Origin of the sequence: Onishia taeanensis (genome assembly GCF_003268885.1) — a bacterium.
GTDB lineage: Bacteria > Pseudomonadota > Gammaproteobacteria > Pseudomonadales > Halomonadaceae > Onishia > Onishia taeanensis_A.
This window is the reverse complement of the sequence record NZ_QLSX01000001.1, coordinates 205,993-228,430: the sequence shown is the minus strand read 5'-3', so window position 1 is coordinate 228,430 and position 22,438 is coordinate 205,993. Positions and strand designations below refer to the sequence as shown.

At 61.5% G+C, this 22,438-nt stretch carries 23 protein-coding genes and 1 pseudogene; 16 read left to right on the top strand and 8 right to left on the bottom strand.

Annotated features, from left to right (window positions below):
• Nucleotides 1-85: 85 nt before the first annotated feature.
• The 4 genes from BCL93_RS01095 to BCL93_RS01080 form a co-directional block, all read right to left on the bottom strand.
• Nucleotides 86-682 carry an inorganic diphosphatase gene (locus BCL93_RS01095; protein ID WP_112053266.1) on the bottom strand — a complete coding sequence of 199 codons (597 nt, stop codon included), beginning with the start codon at nucleotides 680-682 and terminating at the stop codon, nucleotides 86-88.
• Nucleotides 683-829: 147 nt separating this feature from the next.
• Nucleotides 830-1,294: a flavodoxin family protein gene (locus BCL93_RS01090; protein ID WP_112053587.1), complete on the bottom strand. Its 465-nt coding sequence runs from the start codon at nucleotides 1,292-1,294 to the stop codon at nucleotides 830-832.
• 100 nt (nucleotides 1,295-1,394) lie between these two features.
• Nucleotides 1,395-1,853, bottom strand: coding sequence for a DUF488 domain-containing protein (locus tag BCL93_RS01085; RefSeq protein WP_112053265.1), 459 nt, complete (start codon nucleotides 1,851-1,853; stop codon nucleotides 1,395-1,397).
• A gap of 49 nt (nucleotides 1,854-1,902) precedes the next feature.
• Entirely contained in the window at nucleotides 1,903-2,796 is an 894-nt protein-coding gene (locus BCL93_RS01080; RefSeq protein ID WP_112053264.1) for a LysR family transcriptional regulator, read from the bottom strand.
• 105 nt (nucleotides 2,797-2,901) lie between these two features.
• Here BCL93_RS01080 and BCL93_RS01075 point away from each other — a divergent pair, with 105 nt between their 5' ends.
• The 6 genes from BCL93_RS01075 to BCL93_RS17600 all read left to right on the top strand — a co-directional run bounded on the left by BCL93_RS01075 (nucleotide 2,902) and on the right by BCL93_RS17600 (nucleotide 8,619).
• The gene (locus tag BCL93_RS01075; RefSeq protein WP_112053263.1) at nucleotides 2,902-3,783 is read left to right on the top strand and encodes a HalD/BesD family halogenase; all 882 of its coding nucleotides are present in this window, start codon (nucleotides 2,902-2,904) and stop codon (nucleotides 3,781-3,783) included.
• A 74-nt stretch (nucleotides 3,784-3,857) separates the two neighbouring features.
• The gene (locus BCL93_RS01070) at nucleotides 3,858-5,141 is read left to right on the top strand and encodes a M24 family metallopeptidase (RefSeq protein ID WP_112053262.1); all 1,284 of its coding nucleotides are present in this window, start codon (nucleotides 3,858-3,860) and stop codon (nucleotides 5,139-5,141) included.
• Between the two features lie 105 nt (nucleotides 5,142-5,246).
• Nucleotides 5,247-6,734 carry a CoA-acylating methylmalonate-semialdehyde dehydrogenase gene (locus BCL93_RS01065; protein WP_112053261.1) on the top strand — a complete coding sequence of 496 codons (1,488 nt, stop codon included), beginning with the start codon at nucleotides 5,247-5,249 and terminating at the stop codon, nucleotides 6,732-6,734.
• A 543-nt stretch (nucleotides 6,735-7,277) separates the two neighbouring features.
• A complete protein-coding gene (locus BCL93_RS01060; RefSeq protein WP_112053260.1) occupies nucleotides 7,278-8,180 on the top strand; it encodes a GGDEF domain-containing protein in 903 nt (300 codons plus the stop codon).
• Nucleotides 8,181-8,189: 9 nt separating this feature from the next.
• Nucleotides 8,190-8,465 carry a VOC family protein gene (locus BCL93_RS17605; protein WP_309251204.1) on the top strand — a complete coding sequence of 92 codons (276 nt, stop codon included), beginning with the start codon at nucleotides 8,190-8,192 and terminating at the stop codon, nucleotides 8,463-8,465.
• On the top strand, nucleotides 8,365-8,619 hold the full coding sequence (locus tag BCL93_RS17600) for a VOC family protein (RefSeq protein ID WP_309251203.1): 255 nt from the start codon (nucleotides 8,365-8,367) through the stop codon (nucleotides 8,617-8,619). Before BCL93_RS17605 ends, BCL93_RS17600 begins: the two co-directional genes overlap by 101 nt.
• 624 nt (nucleotides 8,620-9,243) lie before the next feature.
• Here the strand turns inward: BCL93_RS17600 and BCL93_RS01050 are convergent.
• Nucleotides 9,244-10,230 (bottom strand): LuxR C-terminal-related transcriptional regulator, encoded by a 987-nt coding sequence (locus BCL93_RS01050; RefSeq protein WP_112053259.1) that lies wholly within the window; start codon nucleotides 10,228-10,230, stop codon nucleotides 9,244-9,246.
• Nucleotides 10,231-10,400: 170 nt separating this feature from the next.
• On the opposite strand from BCL93_RS01050, the pseudogene BCL93_RS01045 reads away from it, so the two are divergent.
• From BCL93_RS01045 to BCL93_RS01025, 5 genes and pseudogenes are all read left to right on the top strand, one after another.
• A pseudogene (locus tag BCL93_RS01045) lies at nucleotides 10,401-10,750 on the top strand (transposase); the annotation flags it as partial.
• 56 nt (nucleotides 10,751-10,806) lie between these two features.
• Nucleotides 10,807-11,301, top strand: a complete 495-nt coding sequence (locus tag BCL93_RS17675) for an RES family NAD+ phosphorylase (RefSeq protein WP_181463002.1) — start codon at nucleotides 10,807-10,809, stop codon at nucleotides 11,299-11,301.
• Between the two features lie 305 nt (nucleotides 11,302-11,606).
• A complete protein-coding gene (locus tag BCL93_RS01035; protein WP_112053256.1) occupies nucleotides 11,607-11,888 on the top strand; it encodes a hypothetical protein in 282 nt (93 codons plus the stop codon).
• Between the two features lie 215 nt (nucleotides 11,889-12,103).
• A complete protein-coding gene (locus BCL93_RS01030) occupies nucleotides 12,104-12,580 on the top strand; it encodes a YbhB/YbcL family Raf kinase inhibitor-like protein (protein WP_112053255.1) in 477 nt (158 codons plus the stop codon).
• A gap of 463 nt (nucleotides 12,581-13,043) precedes the next feature.
• Entirely contained in the window at nucleotides 13,044-13,985 is a 942-nt protein-coding gene (locus BCL93_RS01025) for a pirin family protein (RefSeq protein WP_112053254.1), read from the top strand.
• Between the two features lie 142 nt (nucleotides 13,986-14,127).
• On the opposite strand, the gene BCL93_RS01020 is transcribed toward BCL93_RS01025, so the two are convergent.
• The 3 genes from BCL93_RS01020 to BCL93_RS01010 all read right to left on the bottom strand — a co-directional run bounded on the left by BCL93_RS01020 (nucleotide 14,128) and on the right by BCL93_RS01010 (nucleotide 16,433).
• Nucleotides 14,128-14,634 (bottom strand): thioredoxin family protein, encoded by a 507-nt coding sequence (locus BCL93_RS01020; protein ID WP_258395869.1) that lies wholly within the window; start codon nucleotides 14,632-14,634, stop codon nucleotides 14,128-14,130.
• Between the two features lie 196 nt (nucleotides 14,635-14,830).
• Complete coding sequence (locus tag BCL93_RS01015; RefSeq protein ID WP_112053252.1) at nucleotides 14,831-15,733, bottom strand: complex I NDUFA9 subunit family protein; 903 nt, start codon at nucleotides 15,731-15,733, stop codon at nucleotides 14,831-14,833.
• Between the two features lie 31 nt (nucleotides 15,734-15,764).
• On the bottom strand, nucleotides 15,765-16,433 hold the full coding sequence (locus tag BCL93_RS01010; protein WP_112053251.1) for a DsbA family oxidoreductase: 669 nt from the start codon (nucleotides 16,431-16,433) through the stop codon (nucleotides 15,765-15,767).
• A 257-nt stretch (nucleotides 16,434-16,690) separates the two neighbouring features.
• Between BCL93_RS01010 and BCL93_RS01005 the strand changes: the two genes are divergently transcribed.
• From BCL93_RS01005 to BCL93_RS00985, 5 genes are all read left to right on the top strand, one after another.
• Complete coding sequence (locus BCL93_RS01005; RefSeq protein ID WP_112053250.1) at nucleotides 16,691-17,374, top strand: YrbL family protein; 684 nt, start codon at nucleotides 16,691-16,693, stop codon at nucleotides 17,372-17,374.
• 321 nt (nucleotides 17,375-17,695) lie between these two features.
• Nucleotides 17,696-18,178, top strand: a complete 483-nt coding sequence (locus BCL93_RS01000; protein ID WP_181463001.1) for a GNAT family N-acetyltransferase — start codon at nucleotides 17,696-17,698, stop codon at nucleotides 18,176-18,178.
• A 173-nt stretch (nucleotides 18,179-18,351) separates the two neighbouring features.
• Complete coding sequence (locus BCL93_RS00995) at nucleotides 18,352-20,007, top strand: thymidine phosphorylase family protein (RefSeq protein WP_112053248.1); 1,656 nt, start codon at nucleotides 18,352-18,354, stop codon at nucleotides 20,005-20,007.
• Entirely contained in the window at nucleotides 20,007-20,921 is a 915-nt protein-coding gene (locus tag BCL93_RS00990; protein WP_112053247.1) for a ribose-phosphate diphosphokinase, read from the top strand. The genes BCL93_RS00995 and BCL93_RS00990 overlap by 1 nt, the downstream gene beginning before the upstream one ends.
• Before the next feature lie 287 nt (nucleotides 20,922-21,208).
• Nucleotides 21,209-22,435, top strand: coding sequence for an NADH:flavin oxidoreductase/NADH oxidase family protein (locus tag BCL93_RS00985; RefSeq protein ID WP_112053246.1), 1,227 nt, complete (start codon nucleotides 21,209-21,211; stop codon nucleotides 22,433-22,435).
• Nucleotides 22,436-22,438 lie beyond the last annotated feature (3 nt).

The following is a 22,438-nucleotide window of genomic DNA, read 5'->3' as shown; positions in this document are numbered from 1 at the left end:
TAGATGGTTGCAGTAGAAGCAATAACGGCGCCCCTCGGGGCGCCGTTTGCGTTACGGGGTACTGTGTTCGTTACTGCAGTGCTCGTTACGGCTGTGCCTGATAGGCGTCGAAGGCCTGGGTCAGGATGTCGCGCGCTTCGCTGGCATCGCCGAAGCCGTTCAGCTCGATGTCGCCACCATCCGGCAAGTCCTTGTAAACGCGGAAGAACGCGTTGATGCGCTCGGCCTGCATCTTGGGCAGATCCTCGATCGCCATGACGTCGGCGTAGGTAGGGTCCACATCGTTGGTAGGCACGGCAATGATCTTGTCGTCGGCCTCGCCGTCGTCGACCATGCGCAGCACGCCGATGGCCCTGACCGTGATCACCGCGCCGGGATAGATGCTGTCGCGGGTCAGTACGAGCGCGTCCAGCGGGTCGCCATCGCCACCTGCCGAACTGGTGATGGACCCATAGTTGGCGGGGTAGCGCACCGGCATCGAGACGTAACGATCAACAATCAACTGACCGTGCTCGGCATTGATCTCGTACTTGGTGAAACTCCCGGCGGGGATCTCGTTGACCACGTTGAAGCTGGCCGGCGCGTCATCGGTTTGCGGATAGTCGAAGACGTTCTGCTGCGCCTGGGCGGACGCGGCAAACAGCAGGCCAGCGGCGACTAGGGAAGAGAGGGCGACTTTCATGAAACCTCGTCGTGTCTTGGGGAGTGAGGTTTCCAGTCTATTCAGTGAAGGGTGACATGCGCGTGACAGTGTTCTGGTTTCTGCTGGCCAGGCCATGGGCGGGGTCGGAACCCCCGGCGCGCCTGGATCAGGACGGCTTCATGGCGCTCACCAAATCCCGGTATCCAGGCCGGCGGCCAGGTAGAGCCCCAGTTCTTCCACCTGGTCGGCGAAGGCGTCCTGCCAGTCACCCCGCAGGATCAGCGGGTCCTGCACCCACCGCCAGCGCAGCCCGGTGACGATCGACTCCACTGCCCGGCGGGTGCCGGTGCCGTCATGGCCGGCACGCACGTAGAGCGCGCAGGGCAGGCCCTGCTTTTCCTCGAGCACGGCGTAGTAGCTGCGATCGAAGAAGTCCTTCAACGCTCCGCTCATGTAGCCGAGGTTTTCGGTGGTGCCGAGCAGGATGGCGTCGCAGGCGCGAATATCGTCGGGGCCGGCGTCGAGCGGCGCCTTTACCATCACCTCGATGTCGTCGAGATCCGGGTGGCGGGCGCCACGGTCGGCCGCCTCGCGCAGGCGCTGGGTATTGGGGGAGGGCGCATGGGCCACAATCAGCAGGCGTCGGGTCATGATCGAAAGGGTGCCAGCCAGCAAGCCGACTGGCTAGAGGCAGGCCGGTGTCTAGCTAGATGCTTCACGCGGCGTTGTTTCAGCGTCGGCCGGCGTCGGGTCAAGAGTCCGGCCGTTGGCCGGCTGCAGGCTCGGTGGCCATCGAGGCCGCATAGCAGGGCGGTGAGCTGGGGGCAGTGCCGTCTGCCTCGCGGTCTTCCTTGGCAAGTGCTTCCAGCAGCGCCTCGCGCAGGATCGGCAGGTGAGATTGTTCAAGGTCGCGCGCCGCAGACAGCAGCGTCAGCCGCCCGCGGCGCGCCAAGCGCATCAGCGGCAGCAGGCAGTCCTTGGCATCCGCCATTTCCCAGCGATAGCGGCGGGTGAAGACGCCATGGCTGATCTTGGCCTGGTGCCAGTCACGGCGCAGGCCATTGGAAGGGGAGGCATCTCGGTACCAGTCACTCAGTGCCAGCGTTTCCCGCCGTTTGCCCCGGGGCCACAGCCGATCCACTAGCACGCGTGAGCCGTCGTCGGCCTCCGGTTCGGCATAGATACGCTTCAACTGAATGTCATGCCCCATGACAAGCGACTCCTGATTAGTGGCCAAGCGCGGCCAAGCCTAAGAAAGACTAGTCACCCACTCCTTCGCTTGCCACATACTTGAGCGATTCCAGCGAAGCGGTGCCGGTGACGATGGCTTCCAGCTTGTCGCAGAAGGCGGTGAAGGCGTCGCTTGAATGCCCCGGCGTGCGATGCAGCTCGATCTCGACATGCCCAAGCGAGGGCAGGCCTTCGTCATCGCCGACGATGCGACAGCCTGCGGGGACACTTCGCGGGGTCTTGACGGTGGCCGCCAGGCCCGCCTGAACCGGCAGATTGATACCGGTGGGCGACTGGCTGGAGTAGCGTACGTTCCAGCGCCAGTCGGTAGGACCCAGTGCCGCGAAGGCATGGGAACGGAAGGTGCAGCCTTCGGGGTTCAGAGCCAGCGGCAGGGTATCCCATTCCTCGAGCGAACAGTCCTCGGCCACCACCCACACCATCGGCTCGCGTCCCAGCAGCCGGCCGGTCTGGGTCGGCCCGTGGCGCACCACTAGGGCAGCATCCAATAGGCCTTCCTGAAAGTCATGCACTAGCGAGCCGCTGATGCTGCAGATGACTTCGAGGCGTACCTCGGGGAAGCGGGCGGCGAAGCGCGGCAGCAGCTCAGGTAAGTAGGTACTGGCCTGTTCCTCGGAGGTGCCAAGCCGGATCAGCTCGCCCTGGCGCTCCACACCCATTACCCGCTGCGCCTCATCCTGCAGCTTGAGGATATGGCGGGCGTAGGGCAGCAGGCGCCCTCCGGGCGGCGTCAGTACCACGCTGCGACTGGTGCGCTCGAACAGCGATTCGCCCATCTGGTCTTCGAGTCGTTTGATCTGCAGGCTGACGGCCGACTGGGTGCGGTGCAGCACCTTGCCGGCGGCGCTGAACCCCTCGCATTCGGCGACCGTGACGAAGGCGCGTAGCAGGTCGGTATCCATGATCTATGAGCCCTTGCAATCTTTTATATCTTAACCATTCATTTCTATTATTAAACCTGCCTCTCTACCCTGTCTATACGTTATTGATCAGGCAGGAGCAACGACATGCAAAGCAACCGCATTCAGGAAGACGATACCTCACTGCAGGGGCTGATCGACCTGGAACGTTACCCCATTCATCGCCTTGAGGGTGACCGCGGACGCGAGCTGATCGCCGAATGCCGACAGCAGCTTGGCCAGGACGGCTGTGTGGTGCTCAAGGGCTTTGTGCCCAAAGAGGCCCTGGCGCGGCTCGAACAGGAGACCGAACGCCTGTCGCCTCAGGCGCACTACAACCAGACCGAGACCAACCCCTACAACAGCGACGCCGACCCGAGCCTGCCGGCCTCGCACCCCAAGAACCGCTTCGATGACCGCACCAACGGTTTCGTTGCCGGTGATCGCATCGACGGCGATACCATCATTCGCCAGGTCTATTCCCACCCCGGCTTTCAGCACTTCATCGCAAGCGTCGTGGGCATGGACGAGATCCATCAGTACGCCGACCCCCTGGCGGACCTGGTCGTTAATGTGCTGCGAGAGGGCTGCCAGCACCCCTGGCACTACGACACCAACGAATTCATCGTCACCATGATGACTCGTCAGTCTCAAGGTGGCGGGCGCTTCGAGTACGCCCCGGGCATCCGCAGCCCCGAAGGCGAAAGCTTCGACGAGGTCGAGCAGGTCATCGACGGCGACCGCTCGCGACTCAAGTCCCTCGATCTTCAGCCGGGTGATCTGCAGGTCTTCTTCGGCCGCTACTCGCTGCACCGAGTCACGCCGGTAGAAGGTGACCGCGAGCGCCACACCGTGATCTTTGCCTATGCCAAGGAGCCGGGCTTTATCGGCCGCCCCGAGCGCGCCAAGCGCATCTTCGGGCGCATGGCCCCGGTCCACGAGCGGCTGCTCCAAGAGGGCATGCAGCGCAGCGACAGCCTGGCCGACTGAAGGCGGCGACGCCTCTGCCCGACCTTATGCATATCCCCCGCGAATACGGCCACGAATAAACAGAGAGCTTGATCATGAGCATCGTCGACTTCGACAACCTGACCGACAACGAACCCGCCACGATTCCGGTGGTGCCTTCGGCGCCCGTGGGCAACGGCGACAGCATTCCCACCGCCTTCGACCCGGTGCAGCTGCGTGGCGGGCGCCTCAAGCGCCTGCGCCAGATGATGGCCGAGCAGGGCTACGGTGCCGTGGTGCTGTTTGACCCCTACAACCAGCGCTATGCCACCGGTTCGCGCAATATGTTCGGCTACTTCCTGCGCAACTCCACCCGCTACATCTATGTGCCGCTCGAAGGGCCGGTGATCCTTTTCGAGTACCCGGGCAGCGCCCACGTCTCGACCTGGCTCGAGACCATCGACGAATCGCGCACCTCCAAGGTGGTGTGGTCGGCGGTCAACCAGCGCGACAACCTGTCCTCCGATCCCTTCGGCATCGAGATCGCCGAGCTGATGGAAGAGCACGGCCGCGGCAACAAGAAGATCGGCCTGGACCGCTGCGCGCTGAACCTGGCCCGCTCGCTGGAGGCGCAGGGTCTCGAGGTCTTCGACTGCATGCAGGACACCCTGCATTGCCGCCGCATCAAGACCCCGGAAGAGATCGCCTGCCTGGCCCAGTCGATGGCAGGCTCAGAGGCCGCGGTGGCCGAAGTGGAAGCCGCCATCAAGCCGGGTGTCACCGAGACCGAGCTGTTTGCGACCCTCTACGGCAACGTCATCAAACAGGGCGGCGAGTTCATCGAGACGCGCCTGCTGTCCTCCGGCCCGCGCACCAATCCCTGGTTCAACGAGGCAAGCGATAGGGTCGTGCGCCCCGGCGAACTGATCGCGCTGGACACCGACACCATCGGCTGTCACGGCTACTACTCCGATTTCTCGCGCACCTTCCATGTCGGGCCGGGTCGCCCCAGCGGCTACCAGCAGAGCCTCTACCAGATGGCCTATGACCAGGTGCACCACAACATGTCGATCCTCAGGCCCGGCATGAGCTATCGCGAGATCGCAGAAAAGGCCTGGAAGATTCCCGAACGCTTCCTCGATCGTCGCTATCCGTCGATCATTCATGGCGTTGGCATGCATGGCGAAACGCCGCTGGTCGCTCACCACATGGACTTCGACCGCTTCTCGAAGGACGGCATCCTCGAGCCCGGCATGGTGGTTTCGGTAGAGAGCTATATCGGCGAAGTCGGCGGTGCCGACGGCGTCAAGCTCGAGGAAGAAGTGCTGGTCACCGAGACCGGCATCGAGAAGCTCTCGCGCTATCCGTTCGATGAAGCCCTGCTGGGCCGCCAGGTCTGATAAGGCTTGCCGGTCGCGGGATGAACCGACGGGCGAGCCCAGTATCTGAAACATAGACCGGAAACATAGACCGAGAACACGACCCAAGGTTGGAGTCAGCCCCAGATGCTTACCCTGAACCATCTCATCGCCGGTGAAGCCGTCAGCGGCGAACGCACCATCGATGTGTTGAACCCGGCCACCGCCGAACCCGTGCGCCGCCTGGCCATGGCCGACGGTGCCACCGTCAAGCGCGCCATCGATGCCGCCCGAGAAGCCCAGCCCGCCTGGCGCGATATGCCGCCGGCCAAGCGCGCCCAGGTGATGTACCGCTTCAAGACCCTGCTCGAGCGTGATGCCGACGAGATCTGCGCGCTGGTCAGCGAAGAGCACGGCAAGGTGCTGGAAGACGCCATGGGCGAGCTCAAGCGGGGCATCGAGAACGTCGAGTACGCCTGCGGCGTGCCGGAACTGCTCAAGGGCGAGTATTCCCACAATGCAGGTCCCGGCATCGACACCTGGTCGAACCACCAGCCGCTGGGCATTGTCGCCGGCATCACGCCGTTCAACTTCCCGGCCATGGTGCCGCTGTGGATGTACCCGATGGCGCTGGCCTGCGGCAACGCCTTCATCCTCAAGCCTTCCGAACAGGCGCCTTCGGCTGCGGTCAAGATGGCCGAACTGCTCGACGAGGCCGGTCTGCCCAAGGGCCTGTTCAGCGTGGTGCACGGTGACCGCGAGGCCGTCGATGCGCTGATCGAGGCGCCTGAGGTTCGTGCGCTGAGCTTCGTGGGTTCTACCCCGGTGGCGCGCAAGATCTACGAAGGCGGCACCCAGCAGGGCAAGCGCGTACAGGCCCTCGGCGGCGCCAAGAACCATGCCGTCGTGCTGCCGGATGCGGATATCGATAACGCCGCCAGCACCTTGATCGGCGCCGCTTACGGCAGTGCCGGCGAGCGCTGCATGGCGATTTCGGTGGCCGTATGCGTCGGCGATGCCACTGCCGACGCCCTGGTCGAGCGCCTGGCTGGCCAGGCCCGCGAGCTCAAGATCGGCCCGGGCACCGAGAAGGGCCTCGACATGGGCGCGCTGATCAACGCCGGCCAGCGCGACAAGGTCGCCGGCTACATCGAGCAGGGCGCCGCCGCCGGCGCCGAGCTGGTGGTCGACGGACGCGAGCATCCGTTGGTGGAAGGCTCGCCCGGCTACTTCCTCGGCGCGACCCTGTTCGACCGGGTCACCCCGGAGATGAGCATCTACCGCGACGAGATCTTCGGCCCGGTGCTGTGCGTGGTCCGTGTCGAGACCTTCGAAGACGCCATCGCGCTGATCAACGCCCACCAGTACGGCAACGGCACCTGCGTGTTCACCCGCGATGGCGAGGCCGGCCGCCGCTTCGCCGATGCCATCGAGGTCGGCATGGTGGGTATCAACGTGCCGCTGCCGGTGCCGGTTGCCTTCCACAGCTTCGGCGGCTGGAAAGACTCGCTGTTTGGCGACCTGCACGCCTACGGCCCGGATGCCGTGCGCTTCTACACCCGCCGCAAGGCCGTCTCCCAGCGCTGGCCACAGCGCAGCGCCCAGGAGAGCGCCCAGTTCAGCTTCCCGTCCTAGCTTTTGCCGGAAAAGTTAGCGGCTCGAAATGCTGATGATCACGCCCGCCCCGCTTGTCGGGGCGGGCGTTTTTTGGTGCGGCTACGCCCCCGACAACCTCCTGTGCGGCCTGGCATGCAGTGCTTTACACAGGCCGGCTCAAGCGATGCCCTTGTCTAAGGGTGCCATCACGGCAGCATCGGTTCGTTCAATGGGGCGTCATGTAAATCAACGTAAAAATCAGGTTAAATTAAGCCTGCTGAAGCCCTGATTTCCCCGAAGCGTGGTTCCTGCTGGGCCATAATCACAGGAAAATAGCGCCTATCACGGCATCACCTGGCGGCAGCATGGGGCGCATGCTTCGAATCGAAGTGCGACCGGTCATCGTCGAGCGCTGGTCTGCGGTAGTTGTCCAGAAATCTAGCGCACGTTCCAGCTACTGCATCCGGCGAGTATTGGGTGTAAAACCGCTTGTATGCTCACCACAGGCAGAGCGCCGTCGCTTGCCTGCAATAGGCTTCATATAACATCCGATTTTTCGGAAGGATATTACAGGGCGTTTTGATGATTAGTATTGAGCAGATGGGCATTGTGCTGGGGGCATTGCCAGACCCTGTATTTATAATATCGCGCAGCGGAAAATACGTGGCCGTGTTCGGTGGCCGTGATGCTCGTTACTACCACGACGGCAGTGGGCTCGTCGGGTTGAACATTGCCGATGTGGTGAAAAAAGAGAAGGCCGATTGGTTTCTGCAGCAGATCGGGCTCGCCCTGGATTCCGGTAATCTATTGATTAGAGAATACGAATTAAGCAATAAGGATGTCAGGGGGTTGCGAGAGGACGGCCCCCAGCAGCCAATCTGGTTCGAAGGCCGTATTCAGGGGCTCGATTTTCAAGTGGACGGTGAAGCCGTGGTGCTCTGGGTTGCCAGTAATATTTCTGAGCGACACGACATGGAGGTCCAACTGCGTGCGCTCAGCGACACCGATCAGCTCACAGGACTTTTTAACCGCAGAAAGCTTGAACTCGACCTGGCGCTTTTTCATGAAACCTTTGAAAGGCACGCAGTGCCGACGTCCATTCTGATGTTTGACCTTGATAACCTTAAGAAAATTAATGATACCTTAGGACATTATGAAGGTGATGAAATCATCGTGGCTGTCAGTAATGTTTGCCGCTCAGAGCTGAGAAAAACCGATATTGCCTGTCGCTTTGGCGGGGACGAGTTCGTGATTGGCCTGCCGAATATTGAACTGGAGCACGCGGTGCAATTTGCCAACCGGCTGCATGAGAGCGTCAACCGTGAGCTGAGTCGCTTTTGTATTGATGGCATCTCCCCAACCGTCAGCATCGGAGTAGCGACAATGCTGCCCGAAGACCGCTCGTATGAAGACACCCTGAAACGCGCGGACAATGCATTGTACGAAGCGAAACGAAGCGGCAAGAACCGGGTTGTGGCGGGGTGATGCAGCACCATGCCTGTGCTGAAGGAGCGAACCCAAGTGAACCCCAGAATCAGCATGATTACCCTCGGCGTGAGCGATCTGGCTCGTTCGGTCCGCTTCTACGAGCAAGGCCTGGGCCTGCCACGCATGGCATCGCCGCCTACTGTGGCATTCTTTCCGCTCAACGGTAGCTGGCTGGGGTTGTATGGCCGCGAAGCTCTCGCCGACGACGCGGGTGTGCCGGCTGACGGCAGCGGCTTTGGCCCACAACCTGAGCTCCGAGGCGGAGGTCGACGCACTCCTTGATCAAGCGGTGGCCGCCGGCGTCATCCTGGTCAAGCCTGCGCAGAAGGTCTTCTGGGGCGGCTATTCCGGCTACTTCGCCGACCCCGATGGCCACCTGTGGGAGGTGGCCTACAACCCCTTCGGCTGGATCGGGCCAAGCGATGATGTTGCCTAAGCAGGCTCCCCGAGTGGCGTCCACCTGTTCAATGGAACGCTGTGCAAATCGACGCGAAAGAACGCTACATAAAGGGTTCTTGATCGTTTATCTCCCCAGGGCAGGGGGCATGATTCTACCAGGTCACGACTGCCAGGAAGGTGGTGCCTGCCAAGGCGTTACCCGGCGGAAGCGTGGGCGAGGCGGATGGACATGTGGAGGGTGGTTAGCTGGTATCGACATGAAGCGGCCCTGCCGGAAAAGGCAGCGAGCACGTTCTTCAGTGTTATGCAGCATGCAGGATGATTGGTTTTATGCTGCCGACTTATGCTTAAGTTTTCGGTATTTCAGAAGCTTACGGGGTAGGTGGGCGTGCAGCATAGCATTGTTGAACGTGCATGCGCGTTCAAGTGAAATATCGAGCACGCAGTCTCATACCTGTTAGAACGAGAAAGATATGGGTACTTTGCGGTTGTTACCGCGGCGGTAAATCAAATCCAGCCGGGCTATTCCATAAGTGCCAATGATGATCGTTTGTCACCGACTCCTTTTTGTCGGGGGCGGGCCTGGCGCAGAGGCTGGAGAGTAGGATGCGCTCAGGTGCGGCCGCGGCCACGGAAGCAGGTGGTCGTCCGCGCGGTGCGGTCACGGCAGGATTCGGTGAGTCCGCGCCCGATGCACTGCGTCAGCTCGATTGTGGACACTGAGCTTCTTGTAGGCTCGCTCGGCCCGACTCCTGGCAGCTCCTCGAGAAATCCCCAGCTTGTCGGCGATGAGCGCGAAGCTGAGTTTTGTCGGCAGGTAGCGCAGCACGCGGATCTCTGCCGGGGTGATCGAGGCGGCCATGCGGGCGGCGGCCGCCTGCTCGTCGGAGGCTCGCACGGCCTCCCGGTCCCGGGCGACGGTTTCATCCGCCGCTTTATCTGCGGCTGCGCCTCTCGCCACGGCCTCTTCGACGGCGCGGTCCGCGGCTGCCATGATCAGGCCCGCATTGCTGAGGGCGTCGGCGGCCTCGCTCGCCGCGGCCAGCTCTAGCAGGCCCGCCTCCGTCAGCACCTGGAGGGTCTCGGCGGCGGCCGCAGATCGAATCCGGGCCGAGGCGGCCACGGCCTCGTCGGCTTCGGCCAGTGCAGCGACGGCCCGCAGTCTCGCTTCCGCTTCGGCAGCCTGCGCCGTGGCGATGGATCGAGCGGCCTGCTCCATTGCCGCGAGCTCGGTGTCAACGACCAGCCCGAGCTCCGGTGAGAGGAAACCGGAACCCAACAACGCGCCGTCCGCCTCGTCGATCACGTCGAAGAGCGCTCGGGCCCAGCGGTGGTCGACGAGCAGAAAGGCGACCGCCGTCCCGGCCGGCAAGGCCTGCGCCAGCCCCCACAGCCGGGCGGGTGCGCCATCGCCGGGCTCGGCTCTGGCGACGTCGTTCGGGAAGAGCCTTGCGACGAGCTCACCGAAGTCGTCGTCTTCACCGAGGGACGACTGGACGACGCTGCCGTCCTCGCCCTTCTCCACTATCATCATGTCCAGCACGCGAACGCCACTGCGGGCCTCGAGTCGATCGACGGCGGCGATAATGCGAGCGACCGGATCGCCTGGAGAAAGGGACATGGCGAGCAACTGGAACGGTCCGGACATCACGTCTACCCCTTCGCTTATGCTGATAAGATAAATACGGAAAAGAAGAATAAACGGGTGGACTTACCCCGGTGCAGTAGACACTCCTAGCCTATTATTAGAGCATAGGAGCAATTGTCATGAGTAGCTAACGTTATCCCCCAGAATTCAAGAACGAAGCGGTTCGACAATTGCTGGAGCGGGGCTATACCGTCGCCGAAGTGTCGCAAGGCTTGGGAGTCTCGGCTCACAGCCTCTACAAATGGGTTAAGGCCGTGAAGCCGGATAAGTCTGATGAACAGGCCGCCGAGTTGGTCGAGGACAAGAGCGAGATTCTCAGGCTGCGAGCACAAATGCGCCGGATAGAAGAAAAGCGCGATATTCTAAAAAAGGCCGCTCGGTACTTTGCCAGAGAGCCCGAGTGAAGTACCGGTTTATCAACGATCATCGGTACGAGTTTAACACCAAAACCATGTGTCGTGTGCTCAGTTGGCCCGTAGCAGTTTTTATAAATGACTGCATAAACCCTGGGTTGGCTCGGTAATATCGACGGATTTTTTTGTAACCAGAAAAGAGTTAAAGCTAATATATTTTTCGGTGGAGCACGGAGAGGAACAATACTTTTTCTTTAGTGAACCATTCGAGGAATTGAAGATTCGAGCAGTATGGTCGCACATTGATAGCGCCTTTTCGCGACCGGTTCTCGAATCGGATTCCACCGCAGATTACGCGCCTACGCTAGTTATAGCTGAGTTCATTAAGTCAAAAGGCTATGATGGCATCGTCTACAAGAGCGCTTTGGCTGAAGGGTATAACCTCGCTTTGTTCGATCTAGATTCAGCAGATCTTGTGAACTGCACAACCTTTGAATTGAAGTCACTACCCTTGAGCTTTCCCCCAACCGAAAATCTCTATTATGTTGATCGTCGGAAAAAACAAATAACCAAGCGGTCAACCGGACGCCAAAAGCGTGCCGCTTTTGGTTCCCTCCGCTGGCGCTCCGGCGCCGGTTACCTTAGCGTTATATCAGGACTCACTAAAAGGCTGCTTCTGGCCGTTTGCTGCCGCTATCCCCTCGGCCGCGAGCCATGAGGCGCCAGCCCTATTGCCGCCTCGCGGCTCCCTTCTCGGCACCACACCGACCTGCCTGCCGCATTCAGATCCTTTCCCGCCCGCTTCACCACGACCATCCCCCTGACAACCCCGTGCACTTTCCATGCTGCCCACCGGGCTGATGCCGAGGCGGCGAAGGGAAGGGCGATCTATTCTTGAGTGAGGCCCGGCGATCATGGCCGGCGCCATGGCGCCCGCGTTGGTGAGCGTGGCGCGAAAGGTCGCCGCGGCGGCCAAGTGCCTGCATGTATCGATAATGGCGCTCACACAAGGGAGGAAGGCAGATGGCAACGCTAATCGTGTTTCACGAGGTTGAGGATGGCGAGCGCTGGGCGAGGGCCTGGAAGAAAGGAGCGGGTAGTCGGCACGAGATGTTCGCGCAGATCGGTGTCAGCGCGCGTACTTTCAAGGATGCAGAGCACCCGAACTCGGTGGGGCTGATTCTGGAAGTGCCGGACATGGCGCGGTTCCAGACCTTCATGGCATCTGACGAGGCCAGGCAGGCGATGGAAGAAGACCGACTGAAAGTCGATTCCATGCGCACGCTGGTTGAGTTCACGCCCTGATGTTGTGATGTCTGGGGCTTTAGATGGCGGCAGGGCTTTGGAGCAGGGCTGCAAATGGGATGTCAGCCGGGCCATGTTGTCGATGTAGTGCCTCGGCGTTACGTGATGGGTTGAATAAGGCGTCTGCTACCATCATTACCTGATGTAGCGCCGTCGCATGCGCGAAGACGCCTGACTTCGTTTCCAACGACATCCACTCCAAGGAGCTTCCCCTCATGGCTTTTGCACCCTCGAGCATGCAGCTCACCAGTTCCGCGTTCTCTGCCCACGGGGCAATTCCCGCCAAACACACCGGGGAAGGAGAGAACGTCTCGCCGGCCCTCAACTGGACGGACGCTCCCGAAGGCACCAAGGGCTTCGCGGTGATCTGCCATGACCCGGATGCGCCGCTGGTACAGAATGGCAGCTACGGCTTCGTGCACTGGCTGCTCTACAACCTGCCGGCCGACACCATGTCGCTTGATGAGGCCACAACCGTGGGTACCAGTGGCGTCAACGATACCGGCAAGAACGGCTACAGCGGCCCGATGCCGCCGGAAGGCCATGGTGACCACCTGTACTACTTCTGGGTGCTGGCGCTGGATGCGCAAACCGATCTGCCCGAGGGCCTGACGCAGCCCGAGCTGCTGACCAAGCTTGAGCCGCATATTCTTGGCATGAACCGCCTGGTCGGCATCTATCGCCGCGACTGAATCTTGAGTTGTGCTCTTGAGCCTTGATGCCCTTGTCGAACGGTGATGGCCAGAGATGATCCGAGGTGGTTATCTCTGGCCGCCCCGACGAGGCCGCAGCATGACCGTTGAGAGGAGCTTTCAAAAGAGCTTCCAGAAGCACCGTTCAGAAAACTGCCCCGTTTAGCCTTTCGTTCTGAATGACGCGACTGGCTTTAAATCACGCCCGACCCGGTTTGCCGGGGCGGGCGTTTTTGTTTTGGTGGCATGCTGGTGCCAGGCGCCGCACCTGGGCTATTGCCAGTAAGCGATGACTAAGCGACGACCCTCAGCGGTAAGGCGAGTGGATATCAGCCGGCTCCCTTATCTGCCCGCCTACGCCAAACGGATGCAGAGCTACACTCAGCGGAGTCAGGGCTGATCGCCGTGGGCTAGCGCCCACGTAAGGCCGAGTCTCCATTCATGACATTCGGAAGGTACATCCATGAGCACTCTCGTTGAAGATCGCGACCTGGGGTCGTCCCGCGACTGCCCGGTCGTCGAGGGCAAGCACCAGATTCAGCACGTTACGCCTCGTACCGCCGATGTTGGGGGAATTCCCGTCAATCGTGTGCTGCCTTCGCGGCAGCGCCGGCTGGTGGGGGCCTGGTGCTTCCTCGATCATGCCGGGCCGAGCGTCTTCAAGGGCGACTCCCGTGGGTTGCGGGTTGGCCCCCATCCGCACATCGGCCTGCAGACGTTCACCTGGATGATCGAGGGCGAAATCCTGCACCGCGACAGCCAGGGCAACCAGCAGGTGATTCGCCCCGGCCAGGTCAACCTGATGACCGCGGGGCGTGGCATCAGCCACACCGAAGAGTCGGTCCCCGGCGAGACTCAGCTGCATGCCGCCCAGCTGTGGATCGCGCTGCCTGAAGCGGATCGCCGCACCGACCCGCGCTTCGATCATTATCCCGACCTGCCGTCCTGGGAAGAGCAGGGCGTCGCTTTCACGTTGCTGACCGGTGAGTTCGCCGGCCGGCGGGCGCCGACGCTGGCGTTCTCGCCGCTGGTGGGGTTGGATCTGGTCAGCCGAGAGGCCAGCACCTTGAGGCTTTCGCTGCGGGCAGACTTCGAGTACGGCGTGTTACCCCTCGAAGGCGAACTGGACATCGAAGGCGAAACCTTTCCGACCAACGAGATGGCCTATCTGGGCCGCGGGCGAGAGGCCGTCACCCTGTCACTCCCAGCGGGTGGCCGGGTCATTCTGGTCGGCGGCGAGCCGCTGGACGAGGAGATCCTCATCTGGTGGAACTTCGTCGGCCACAGCAAGGCCGAGATCGCGGAGGCGCAGCAGGACTGGGAAGCCGGCAGCCAGCGCTTCGGCAGCATTCCCGATTACGACGGCGCGCCCCTTACGCCGCCGCCGCTGCCCTGGAAGCTGTAGCGAGAGAGGCTTCCCCCTCTTCCACACTGCGAAGTACCGCGAAGGACAGCGCATGACCGAACGCCACTCTGCAGCGCCATCGTCGAACGGCGGTGGCGTCACCATTCGTATTCAGCGCCGGGCCAACTTCTATTTAACTCGGCTATTTCCACTTGATGTTGCAGCCGCTCGACGGCATCTGGTCCGGGTCCGGGGCATCGCCCGAGAGCACCAAATCGGCGGCGGCTCGTAAGTCTTTGCCGGTTACCGGCAGGTCCTTGCTGGGGCGGCTGGAATCGAATTGGCCGTGGTAAGCCAGCAGGTGGTGGCGGTCAAACAGGAAGAAGTCCGGCGTGCAGGCGGCATCAAAGTCGCTGGCGACCCTCTGCGTCTCGTCAATCAGGTAAGGAAAGGTGTAGCCGCGCCGGCGTTCCTCTTCGATCATCTGCTCCGGGCTGTCATCGGGGTGTCTCGTGAAGTCGTTGCTGTTGATGGCAACGATCTCCAGCCCGTGATCGTGATACTCCTGAGAAAAATCGGAAAATGCATAGGCGATGTGCTTAACGAACGGGCAGTGATTGCAGATAAAGGCCACCAGCAAGGGACTGCCAAGGAACTGCTTACTGCTGAACGATTTGCCGTGGGCATCCCGAAGGTCGAAGGCCGGCATGGGTCTGCCCAGTTGGATCATCTTTGATGATGTAAGCGACATGGCGATTCACCCTCCTGATCCGTGGATGCATAAATGCGGTGACGAGCCATGCCTACAGCGTAGCAAACTCGAGGAGGACAACGGTCTCAGCTCGGTGAAGGATAGTTTCGTCCTGTGTTAAGTCCTGTGTTAAGTCCTGTGTTAAGTCCTGTATTCAGTCGGTGATCAAACAACTGGGCAGGCTCTCGCGTAGTGAGCGGGGAATGATGCCCAGGTCGCTGAAGGTGCCGACATGACGGCCGACGATGTTGTCCAGCGCCAGCAGCGACAACTGGTCGTGAGTCAGCAGGGGGCTTGGCAGGGGCGAGAGCAGGGTGGCCAGGAAGCGCCATACCGGCATGGGAATGGGCACCAGCGGGTGATCACGGCGTAAGTGGGCCATCACTAGCATGATGATATCGCGATAGCGCATTGCGTCTTCGCCGCCCAGCTCGAAGAGCCGCCAGGCCGGCGGACGCGGTCCCAGCATTTTTCCTACCGCGCGGGCGACATCCCGCACATGGACGGGCTGTAGCTGCGCCTCGCCCTGGCCAAACAGGGGGATCACTGGCAAGCGGGTGAGCTTTTCCAACGCTGACAGGAAGGCGTCATCGGGCCCAAACAGCACGCTGGGGCGCAGCAGCGTGGCCTTGGGGAATGCCTTGAGCACGGCCGCTTCGCCCCGGGCGCGGGCGCTTATATACCGCGACGTCGAATGTTCGTCGACGCCGATTCCGGAGACATGCACCAGCCGGCTGATGCCGGCCTCGCGGGCGAGTCTGGCCAGTCGGCCGGCCGCCTCGACGTGGATGGCGTCAAACGTCAGTCGGCGCGATTCCACATACAGGCTTACCGCATTGACGACGCCGCCGGCGCCGGCCAGCACCTTGGCGACGCTGGCCTCATCCTGAATGTCAGCGCTGCAAAGGCTGATGGGGTCACCATCATCGATGCCCTCGGGCAGGCGAGGTGAGCGGGCGGCGATGCGCACGCTGTGGCCGGCTTCCAGCAGCTCACGCACGATAGCCCGGCCCAAAAAGCCGGTGCCGCCGAAGACTGTGATCGGGCCGTCGGGCATGCGCTCTCTCATCGGGCTGGCATGGGGTGGGTTAGTCCATCAGGTCTAGCAGTCGCTCCACGGCCAGCAGCAGCTGGCGTCGCGGCTGGGCGCCTTCGAGGATGCCGGCATGCTCGCCGTTAAGCGAGAAACGTAGTCCTGGCACGCCTTGAATACCCAGCTCCTGAGCGGCCTGCTGGTCAGCCAGTACCTGCTCGCGATAGCGCCTTTCATCCAGCGCTTTCTCGAGCGACTCGCCATCCAGACCGAGGTCATTTGCCACTGCCACCAGTGCCGTCGGGTCCGCCAGGTCCAGGCTGTCTTCGAAAAAGCCACGAAACAGTGCCGAGCGCAGGGTGTCGGCGGCATCGATATCTTCGACGGTAGCGGTCTTCTCGTCGGTGCTCTGGGCATCGACGTCTCTGGCCCAGGCGGTCGCCTCATGGGCCAGCCGAGAGCGAGGCTGGATACGCGGCAAGCGTAGCGTCATGCCGCGTTCTTCGGCCATGGGGTAAACGGCGCGTCCCCAGATATCGTGCAGATAGTCGCCGTCCGGCTCCAGCGTCGGTGCGGGCTCGGGGCGCAGCTCGAAGGCCCGCCAGCGAATGTCGATTGCCTCACCGAAGCGGGCCTTTAGCGCTTCCAGCTCGGGCTCCTCCAGATAGCAGAAGGGGCAGACATAGTCGCTGAATACATCGATGGTGATGCGAGGTGAGCTCATGGGGTGCCTCATCGCGTAAATATCGCCACACCTTAGCCCGCCAGCACCTCTCAGCCAAATGCGCTCCTGCCGAATCGGCTCCCGCCGTGGGGTGTTCAGGCGGTTGACGGGCTCACTCTGGCTGAACGCAGCGAGTACTTCGCGTTGACTTTTTTAGCGGGCTAAATATTATTGTCATCTTTTTATGTGCCGTTCTGCTAATGATGTCACTCGTTCGTTAAGGTGCAAGAACGCCGTAGGGTGAAGATGGGCATTGAATGGTGAATGACCGCCGGATTGCGGTTCCGCGCAGGCAACAAGGAAAGGTTTTGAAGTATTTTATTCCAGAGGTCTCTGATCAGGCGGCGCTAAGACTCGATGACAGCCTGCGTATTGGCCGCGGAAACAAGCGTGACTGTTTCGTTCATCCTGGTGATGCCGGCCAATGCATCAAGGTGGCGCGCCACCAGGATCGCTGGGAGGAGTGCCAAGAGCAGAGCATCGTTGAATGGTTCTACCTCAATCACCTTAAAAAGCGGCAAGTACCGCTGACGCACATTGTCGATTGCTATGGCTGGGTGAATACCCACCAGGGCGCGGGGCTCGCCATGGAACGCGTCCAGGAAGACTGCGGAGGGTCAGCGCTGACCCTGCGTGAGGCCCTGCACAAGGAACAGGTGAGTCGCGACCAGCTCGTCCGAATGCTGGCTGAGCTGAAGAAATGGGCGACCAAGTACGCTGTTGTGGTCTCGGATTTGAATACCGATAACCTCATGGTCCGCCCCGGTGATGGCGAAAGTGACGCGAGCCTAGTGCTGGTGGACGGGTTCGGTAGCCGCAAGCCTGACTGGAAATTTACGCTCTATCAGCGGTGTCTGTCCTTTTCCCGGATCAAGACCAAGCGGCAGTGGAAACGCCAGGAAGTCACCCTTTTCGATACAGTAGATGAAATATGCGCGTGAGGTGACACCCCTGTGATGGGTGTCTCAGCCGACTGGTGTTGGCTGTATCGAGCGCTTGGCGTTTCTCCACGGGGCTTTCTATTACCTGCCATTTCTTCTCTGGCTTTCCCACTCAGGGCCATCTCATCTAGGGCTATCCCGCCTAAGGCCATCCCACCTAGGCCCTTCTCAACGCCGGCGATCTCATCACGAGCCTTTCCGCTCACTGATCTATAGTGAGGGGTAGCATCAGCACTTGCATGAAATACGATCAAACCCGATACGGCGTCTCATGCTTCATGAACCGTCAGCCCTGAGGGCATGGCGAAAAGGATGGTTGCGATGAAGGTCTTTCTGGAACCCATCACGAAGCATAACTGGGATCAGGTGGCACGCCTGAACGTGTCGGACGAGCAGCGTCGATTCGTGGCGGATAATGCCTATTCCATTGCCGAATCACTGTTCAGCGAACATAGCGTGGCGCGGGCGATCTGCGTCGGTGATGAGCCGGTGGGCTTTATCATGTATGAGTCGCTTGCCTATGAAGGCAAGCCGCGGGAATTCAATATCTATCGTCTGATGGTGGGCAGCGATTTTCAGCACTGCGGCATCGGTCGCAAGGGCATGCGCCTGACGCTGGATGCGCTCCTTGAGCAGGAGGGCGCGGAGCGCATCACGGTTTGCTATGTGCCGGGCAATGAAGTGGCCAGTGACTTTTACGAGAGCCTGGGGTTTCACGAGGTAGGGCTGAGCAACGGTGAGATGGTCGCGGAGATCAGAGCTGAACCGACGACAGATGCGCCGTCGAGCGACCAGCACTGCTAGGCTTAAATCGGTCACAGTTGCATTCCCAAGCACAGTCATATTCCCAGGTACGTTCCCAGTCACAGGCACAATCTCAGGTTCAGTCACTCAGGTACAGTCTCAGCTACATTTCCCGTCACAGAGGGAGAACGGGCCATTCAGGTCGGCTGCCTGGCCCTGACCGGAGGGCATCGATGACGCAGAACAGTGGTCCCGGCACGCCCAACAGGCCCGGCATCCCCAGCACCAGTCCCGGCGCAGAAGCCGGGCGTGATAGCGTCCAAGGTGCGCAGCACCTTGATGACGAAACCCTAACCCCGTTGCTGCTTCGCCGTGTCGGCATCGACACCTACCGCGAGAACGTGGCCTATCTGCATCGTGATTGCGGGCATTATCGCGCCGAGGGCTTCCAGGCGCTCTCAAAGGTCGAGGTGCGCACAAACGGCCATCGTATCCTGGCGAGCCTCAACGTGGTTGATGATCCGGCCATCGTCGCCTGTCATCAGCTCGGGCTCTCCGAGGATGCCTTCAAGGCGCTTGGCGAAGCGGAAGGGCACCCGGTCAGCATCTCTCAGGCCGAGCCGCCTGCCTCGATACCGGCCCTGCACCGCAAGATTGCCGGTGAGCGCCTGTCCCGCCAGGATTTCAAGAACATCATTCGCGATATCGCCGAGCTGCGTTACTCCAAGATCGAGCTGACCGCCTTCCTCGTCGCCTGCAGCCAGGGCGAGCTAGATCGAGAAGAAGTCTTCTACCTGAGCGATGCCATGTGTCAGGTCGGGCGGCGGCTGGACTGGCACGAGCACCCGGTGGTCGACAAGCACTGTATCGGCGGCATTCCCGGCAATCGCACCTCGATGCTGGTGGTGCCGATCGTCGCGGCCCATGGCCTTTTGTGCCCCAAGACGTCGTCCCGCGCCATCACCTCGCCTTCGGGCACCGCCGATACCATGGAGGTGCTGGCCAAGGTGGATCTGCCCTTTCATACGCTGGAAGAGATAGTGCGTACCCACCGCGGCTGCCTGGCCTGGGGCGGCACCAGCGAGCTGTCACCGGCCGATGACGTACTGATCGCCGTCGAGCGGCCGCTGTACCTGGATTCAGCGGGGCAGATGGTAGCCTCGATCCTGTCGAAGAAGGTGGCTGCCGGGTCGACGCACCTGCTGCTCGACCTGCCGGTGGGGCCCCACGCCAAGGTGCGCACCATGTCCGAGGCGCGGCGCTTGCGCAAGCTGTTCGAGTTCGTGGCCGGGCGCATGGGGCTGGTCCTCGATGTGGTGATCACCGACGGCAGCCAGCCGATCGGGCGGGGGATTGGCCCGGTGTTGGAAGCTCGCGATGTGATGCGGGTGCTAACGCATCATCCCGACGCGCCCAATGACCTGAGGCAGAAGGCCCTGCGCCTGGCGGGACGCATGCTCGAGTTCGACCCCGACGTGCGTGGCGGCGACGGCTTCGGCATCGCCCGGGATATCCTCGATTCCGGCCGAGCGCTGGAAAAGATGCAGGCGATTATTTGTGCCCAGGGTGAGATGCCGTTCGACCTGGAGAATCCGCCGCTGGCGCCCCACAGTTTTGAAGTGATGGCCACGAAAGCCGGCGTGGTGACGGGCATCGACAACCTGAAGCTGGCGCGCATCGCGCGTATGGCCGGGGCCCCGAAGCCCGCCGGGGCGGGGGTCGATTTGCTGACGCGCATCGGTGATACCGTAGAGGTCGGCCAGCCGCTCTACCGTGTGTACGCCGCGTATCACGCCGAGATGGCCTTCGCACGCCAGTCCTGCGAGCGCGATAACGCCTTCAGCATCGGCTTTGCGGATGAGATCACCCGGCTGAATGTGGAGTTCTGATGGATACCCGGCTTGCCTATTTCGAGGATGAAGCGGCGCCGGCGCTGCGCTTGGCCGAAGCGGCCGGGCTCAAGGCGAGCGTCATCAAGCGCCATGACTTTCCCGATCAGGAACTGATGCTGACCCTGGTGCCGCCGCTGGCAGATGCCCTGCCGCGAACGCTGGTGGTGTACAGAAGCCTCGACCGGCCCAATGACAAGCTGGTGGAACTGCTGCTGGTGGCCCGCCACGCCCGACGGCTGGGTGTGAAGCGGCTGGTGCTGGTGGCGCCGTATCTCGCCTACATGCGTCAGGATATCGCCTTCCATCCCGGTGAAATCGTCAGCCAGCCGCTGGTCGGGGGCTTTCTCGACGAGCTTTATGATGCGCTGATCACCGTCGACCCTCACCTGCATCGCATTTCGCGCCTCGAAGAGGTGATGCCGCGAATTCAGGCGCTGACGCTCTCAGGGGCGCCTACGCTCGCGGATCTGATCCAGAAGAAACGCAGTAACCCGCTGCTGCTGGGGCCGGATGCCGAATCGAGCCAGTGGATCGAGATGGCTGCCGCTGCCACGGGGCTCGATCACGGGGTGTGCCACAAGGTGCGCCACGGCGACACTCGGGTCGAGATCGCGCTGCCGGATCTCGATCTGTGCGGGCGGGAAGTGGTGCTGATGGACGATATCGCCAGTTCCGGCCACACCCTGGCCCGTGCCATCGAGGCGGTGCTGGCCGCGGGGGCCGACTCGGTCGATGTGGCGGTGACGCATGCGCTGTTTGCCGGCGATGCGCTAGAGGTGATTCGCCAGGCCGGCGTCAACGAGGTATGGAGCACCGACTGCATCGCCCACCCGAGCAACGCCGTGGCCATGGCGCCTATCCTTGGTAAGGCGCTGGGTGAGGTGCTGGCTGACACCCAGCGAGACACCTGATACATGGCGATCATAGAAGCCGGCAAATAATACTTAAGACACCCTGAAAAGAGCCCCGAAGAAAGCCCCTTAGAGAGTTCCTAAGAGAGTTTCTAAGAGAGTTTCTAAGAGAGTTTCTAAGAGAGTTTCTAAGAGAGGCCTCAAGACAGCCCTGGCAGCGACCCGGATGGCGAGAGCCTCGCTATCCATCACGACGAGAATATGAAAGGCTCACGGCATGATGTGTACCCTCTAGGGGTACAAGACCTCTCCGCGGTGTCCTCCATTTAGCTAACCAAGTTGTCGTCATGATTGAACACTCGAATGCCATTGATGTCCTTCGAAGCTCGCTGGAGCTGCCTTGCGGTGCGCTTTTCAAAAACCGCATTGCCAAGTCAGCCATGTCGGATTCGCTCGGCAACGGCGGGGGTGACCCCACCGAGGCACAGATGCGGCTTTATGAAAGGTGGGCGGAAGGCGATGCGGCCGTTTCTTTTATTGGTGAAGTGCAGGGTGACCCTCGCTTTGCTGAGAAACCGGGCAACCTGGTGCTAGGGCCGCATTCCGATCACCAGGCGTTGCGGTCACTCACTCGCCGAGGCATGAGCGAGGGCTCTCATCTATGGGCGCAGCTCGGTCATGCTGGCGCCCTTGCGCACGCGCCGATCAGTCAGCCGAAGGGGCCCTCCGCCCTTGACATCGAAGGCCTTCAATGTGGCGGTATGTCGGTTGAAGAGATAAAGGCGCTACCCGGCATGTATGCAAGCACGGCATTGCAGGCCAAGGAGGCGGGCTTTAGCGGCGTGCATATCCATGCCGGACACGGCTTCCTGCTCAGTCAATTCCTGTGCCCCTTGTTTAACCACAGGGACGACGGTTACGGCGGTTCCATCGAGGCAAGGTGCCGCATCGTGCTCGACATCATAGACGCCGTCAGACACGCAGTGGGGCCTGCGTTTCCGGTCGGGATCAGGATCAACTCCACGGACCAGCTGAAAGGCGGCTTGACGGAAGCTGAGGCCCTCGAGGTAGTGCGCATGCTCGATCAAACCTCGATTGATCTGATTGATATCAGTGGCGGCACCTATTTTCCCGGCGCGAGGGAAAATTCCGACTCATCCCTACGCGGGCCATACTTCGTCGACTTTGCCAGGCGCGCAAGAGCACTCACCCGTGTGCCTTTGATGGTGACGGGAGGCTTCAAAAGGCGCGAACAGGCCCTCGCGGCAGTGGCCAGTGGCGCGGTCGATGTGGTCGGGCTGGCGCGCGCCTTTATCCTCGACCCTCGGCTCGCCAAGACCTGGTTGAGCAAGGGGGGCGGTGATCCTGAGTTTCCGCAATTCGCGTCTGCGCCTCCGGGGGGCGTCACGGCCTGGTACACCCTGCGATTAACCGCCTTGGGGGAAGATCGGGAGAGTGAGGATCGGGAGAGCGCCTCAATGCTGGATCTTCCCACCGCTCTTCGTCGCTACGAGGAACGTGATGCACAGCGTTGCATCACGTGGCGCGAGACGTTCTCGCGATGGTACCCATAGGTC